The 3,234-nt window shown below is 38.9% G+C and carries 3 protein-coding genes and 1 pseudogene; 3 read left to right on the top strand and 1 reads right to left on the bottom strand.

The genetic code is table 11. The annotated features are described in order from the left end of the window. A pseudogene (locus RMO27_RS16250) lies at positions 1–1,011 on the top strand (helicase); the annotation flags it as partial. Between the two features lie 221 nt (positions 1,012–1,232). Here the strand turns inward: RMO27_RS16250 and RMO27_RS16245 are convergent. Then, a complete protein-coding gene (locus RMO27_RS16245; protein WP_309734368.1) occupies positions 1,233–1,598 on the bottom strand; it encodes a hypothetical protein in 366 nt (121 codons plus the stop codon). Between the two features lie 441 nt (positions 1,599–2,039). Here RMO27_RS16245 and RMO27_RS16240 point away from each other — a divergent pair, with 441 nt between their 5' ends. Together RMO27_RS16240 and RMO27_RS16235 are read left to right on the top strand one after the other, a co-directional pair. After that, positions 2,040–2,666 (top strand): molecular chaperone DnaJ, encoded by a 627-nt coding sequence (locus RMO27_RS16240; RefSeq protein WP_309734366.1) that lies wholly within the window; start codon positions 2,040–2,042, stop codon positions 2,664–2,666. 2 nt (positions 2,667–2,668) lie between these two features. Then, positions 2,669–3,070, top strand: a complete 402-nt coding sequence (locus tag RMO27_RS16235) for a hypothetical protein (RefSeq protein ID WP_309734364.1) — start codon at positions 2,669–2,671, stop codon at positions 3,068–3,070. The last annotated feature ends 164 nt before the right edge of the window (positions 3,071–3,234 follow it).

Raw genomic sequence — 3,234 nt, 5'->3', positions numbered from 1 at the left:
CTCCAAGATGGAGACATGATTATCAATTATGACTTGCAGTGGAATCCGGTCAAACTGATTCAACGCTTTGGGCGGATCGATCGAATTGGGACAGAAAAAGAAACTATTTATGGTTGCAACTTCCTCCCCGAACTGGGGATCGAAAAGAATCTCGGACTGAAAGAAAAGCTCAAACTCAGAATTCAAGAAATTCATGAAACAATCGGTGAAGATTCAGCGATTCTCGATAATAGCGAACAGCTCAATGAAAATGCCATGTACGCTATCTATGAGCAAACGCAAGGTAAACAGTTAAACTTTCTAGATATAGAACCAGCCCCACCAATCGATCTAACCTATGCTGAAGAAATGCTTCGCCAACTCCAACGGGATGAGCCTGATGAGTTCGATCGCATTGTCAATTTACCCAATGGTATCCGCACCGCCAAACTAGCTCAAGAAACAGGTACATTCGTCTTCTGTGAATCTAGCAATATCAACGATTCCAGTGACAAAAGATATCCACAGCTATTTCTACTCGATCGAGAGGGTGAAATTATCAGCCGTGATATTTCCAAGATTCTATCGATGATTACCGCCAAAGAAGACACCCCAACAGCACTATTACCCCAAACTCATAATCAAACCGTCACCCAAACCCTCCGCAAATTTAGTAAAGAGGTGAAAATACGTCAGTCAGAGCAACGTGATATTAAGCTCACGCCTGCTCAGAAGTATATTTTGAAAGAACTAGAAAAAATGTTTAAAGATGGTGCCGAAGAAGATTTAAGATCGATCGTTAACGAACTCGTCAGAAGCATAAAATCTATCCACAATCCAACAATTTTACGAGAATTGAAAATCATCAAAGACAATGGTTTCACGGGACAGTCATTACTAAACAAAGTAATTAATTTGTATCAGCAGTACGATCTCAAAGCTCAAATTAATTCTACACCAGAGCACAAGAGAGATTTTTCAATCTCTAAGATTATTTGTAGTAGTGCTTTGCAAGGTTTAGGTAGAAACTAAATTCAAAAAAGATAATTTGGTAAATAGCAAAATTTGGCCGTTAGGACACGATCTGTTTCCTAATAGCCTTGCCACCAATGCGTTACCAACAAAAAGCCCTCAATGAGGCTTGAACTCATGACCTCTTCATTACCAATGAAGGATCGGTAATGGCTAAGAACTATACAGAGAAAGGCTTATAATGAGCGACTAAAGTAGACAGTGGGTGAAACAGTGGGAGGTCAGATTTTCCCTGTTCTAATGAACCACCCGATCGCACCTCCGACAGTAGCGGTAAAGATGACAATCGCAATCTGTTTCCAGTTCTTCAGCTCTCCAACCTTCTCAGCTAGATCGCCAACTGCTTTAGTATTCGCTTCGAGATTGGTAATTTTGGCGTTAACAGTGTCAAATTTGCCCAGCACCCTAGTTTCGAGTGTGTCGATTCTCCCATCCAGTTTGGTGAGTCTGACATCCACATTGGCGAACCCCGCACGCACCTCAGTGGCTAGATCGGCGATTGCCTTTGTGTTGGCTTCAGTAGCCTTGGCGATCGATTCTACCGCTGTCTTAATTTCCCTGATGTCTGTGTCGGTTGCTTGAGTCATAATATTAGTAATTAACTTTGTTGATATCGATCGCGCTGCTAGTAACAGTCTATCGATCGATCTAGCCCTCGCCTTGACTGGTGGGGGCTATTTCGATTATATGGGACTATTTGCCATCAACGCATACAAACAATCGACCAGCGACTTTGACAGTCTATTCACCGAACCCTTTTTCTTTGGCAGTGAGACGCCCTGGTTCTATTTCTCCAGTACGAGTATCTATATTCTCCTTCTTCTATGCGATCGGTAGCCGTTAAAGCTTTAGGATGATATGTTTACAATAATTTCAATATTGTCGGTGAGTTAAAATTCTCACCTGAATTTGGGAATCCTAAATACAAGGCTATTTTGTCTCTAAATATTTTCATTGAGATCGTACCCGAAAAATTATTACTAAAGACCTAATTCAATATTTAAGTATTTTATTTATTAATAATCTCTATGCCAAGAACTACCTCTACGGGTAAATCACCATCAACTAAATCAAGTAAGCCCAAACAGGAGAAGTCACCAGCTCAGATTAACTCATACATTCAGAATGAGATTACAAAACTTGTAGAACTGCATGGTGCCGATCGATCTGCATTGGAAGCATTTGCCCTGTTTGTCGTAGATAACCATAAGAAGAAAGAGAAAGTAATAAAAATTCTTAAGGTCAAACCTTTACCACTAACACAGATTAAATCAGCAGTTTATCAGTATTTCTCGGTTAAAAACACGACTGAACTCAAGAAATCTGGTGCCTTTAATATGGCTGTCGATGGTATTGACGATCTCAATTTGACTGTGAGGAGTGGATGGGAGCAACTATATCGTAAGTTTGTCGGCATCCTCCCTGAAGAAGAGAATCAGGAAGGCTATGGATGTATCAATGGTCTTAATATTTTCAATTATTTTAAGCCTTGGCAAGTTTTTGGTTTAGATGCCAAAGTTGCTAATACTCAAGACATCAAAAAGGCTTATCACGGACTTAGTAAAAGTTATCATCCTGATGTCCCAACTACAGGTGATGCAACTATCTTCGATCGCCTTACCACTATGTACAAGAGTATCATTGCTGAGGCGTAATTATGTCAAAAAGAACATCAGGATTTACAATTAGAGAATCGGAACTAGCTAAGACGCTAGAAATTACTATACAAAAATTGGATCTAGTCATTGTATTTTTTGATTCCGATCCAAATGACCAATGGGAGCTAAAAGAAGACCATCACTTTATCTATTTCAATAAAAGCTTAAATGAGCGACTTTTTTCAGAGCAAGGTGCCTATGCTGTTGCCAAATATATAGATGAAACTCAACCTCAAAATATTTGGAATCGCATCAAGGAATTTATCACCAAGCATCGCGAGAAAATTCGCAATGCTTTTGTCAATCAAAAGATTTATGAAAACTCTAGTTCTTTAACGTTGCGGAACAACCGTCATTTTCTATCAAAAAAAGATGTAGTTAAAATATTTTGCACTAATTAACAGAGGATTAATAAAGCATTTGAGGAAATCAAAATATCAGACAATAATCTTGCACTGCCGATAACTTAATTGATTTTGTTCAGCAACTTCACTCAGATAACTATGAGGTGAGCTTACGGCTGAATAAAATCAAACAAATGCTATGTGTAAAAACATGATCTTAA

The organism is Chamaesiphon sp. OTE_75_metabat_556, assembly GCF_031378165.1.
In the GTDB taxonomy this organism is placed as follows: domain Bacteria; phylum Cyanobacteriota; class Cyanobacteriia; order Cyanobacteriales; family Chamaesiphonaceae; genus Chamaesiphon.
This window is presented reverse-complemented; position numbering and strand designations above follow the sequence as displayed.

What these genes read in the sequence shown, in the direction of transcription:
- RMO27_RS16245 (WP_309734368.1), bottom strand. Translation starts at nt 1,598, where the DNA reads ATGACTCAAGCAACCGACACAGACATCAGGGAAATTAAGACAGCGGTA.
- RMO27_RS16240 (WP_309734366.1), top strand. Translation starts at nt 2,040, where the DNA reads ATGCCAAGAACTACCTCTACGGGTAAATCACCATCAACTAAATCAAGT.
- RMO27_RS16235 (WP_309734364.1), top strand. Translation starts at nt 2,669, where the DNA reads ATGTCAAAAAGAACATCAGGATTTACAATTAGAGAATCGGAACTAGCT.